The organism is Acidovorax sp. KNOB132 (assembly GCF_057541515.1).
Window position 1 is genome coordinate 1 of the sequence record NZ_BAAJYT010000514.1, and the last position, 1,340, is coordinate 1,340.

Below are 1,340 nucleotides of genomic sequence, written 5' to 3' on the forward strand. Positions count from 1 at the left end.
GAAGCCCGCGCCGACGATGGCGACATCGACCTGCCTCGGCAGGTCGTGCGGTGCCAGCGCCAGCGGCGGGACCGAATCGTTCCAGTAGGACTCGAGCTTCATGGCAAGGGGCGTGCGGGCTGTGGGAAGGAAGGTAAAAACCGCTCAGAGGCCGACGACGCCCGGCAGGCCGCCGATGTCTTCGATCTGCACGTAGTGGTAGGCCGGGTTGCCCGGGCCGTGGCCGCGGTTCACGAACACCTTGTTCTTGATGCCGATGTCGTCGGCCGACATCAGGTCGTAGCGCAGGCTGGAGGACACGTGCAGCACGTCCTGCGGGCCGCAGCCCAGCGAGTCGAGCATGTATTCGAACGCCTTCAGGCGCGGCTTGTAGGCCTGGGCCTGCTGCGCGGTGTACACGCGGTGGAACGGCGCGCCGAGCATGGCGACGTTCTTCTGGATCTGGTCGTCGGAGGCGTTGGACAGGATCACCAGCGGGATCTCCTTGGCGACCTTGGCCAGGCCCGCGGGCACGTCGGCATGCGGGTCCCAGGTGGGCACGGCGTCGTAGAACTTCTGGCCGTCGGCGTCCAGGTACTGGATCTTCCACTGCTTGCACAGGCGGCGCACGGCGTTCTTGAGCACCACTTCGTAGGGCTTCCAGTCGCCCAGCACTTCGTCGAAGCGGTAGGCACTGAAGTCGGCGATGAACTGCTCCATGCGCTCGGCCGGAATGCGGTCGGCGAAGAGTTCACGCGTCATCTCGCCCATGCGAAAGCGGGTGAGCGTGCCGTAGCAGTCGAAGGTCACGTACTTGGGACGGAAGGTCATGGTCTCGGAATCCTCGGGTTGGGCCGGTCACCGACCGGGGCGGTTCGCAGCGCCTTATCCGGCGTTTGCGACAGTGTCATTACGAAGTGATTGAAGCACGCGGTTTCGCGGGTGTCATAGGGAAATGCAGGGGTGCGGCGCGCGAAAGCTGCGGTTTGCCGGGGGCCTTGCGGCATGCCGTGCGGTCTGCACCGCCGGCGTGCAACCGTGCACCGTTAGTGCGCCGCAGCAAAGTCGATGAGCACGCTTTTGAAGCGCAGGTTGGCCTCCACGGCCTGGCGGCCCAGGTCCTTGCCGATGCCCGACTGGTGGTAGCCGCCGGTGGGAATGACGAAGTCCGCGCTGCGCCCGTAGCGGTTGATCCAGACGGTGCCCGCGCTGATGCCGCGCATGGCGCGCAGCGCGCGGCCGATGTCGGCGGTGTGCACGCCGGCCGCCAGGCGTAGTGCGCGTGCGCGGCCAGGGCCAGGCCCTCTTCCTCGGTGTCGAAGGTCTGCACCGTGAGCACGGGGCCGAAGATCTCTTCCTGC

1 protein-coding gene and 1 pseudogene are annotated in these 1,340 nt (G+C 66.7%); both read right to left on the reverse strand.

The window, feature by feature from the left end:
- Positions 1–144: 144 nt before the first annotated feature.
- Entirely contained in the window at positions 145–810 is a 666-nt protein-coding gene (locus AC27IO_RS24235) for a haloacid dehalogenase type II (RefSeq protein WP_272568388.1), read from the reverse strand.
- 215 nt (positions 811–1,025) lie between these two features.
- Positions 1,026–1,340: pseudogene (locus AC27IO_RS24240) on the reverse strand (aldehyde dehydrogenase family protein); the annotation flags it as partial.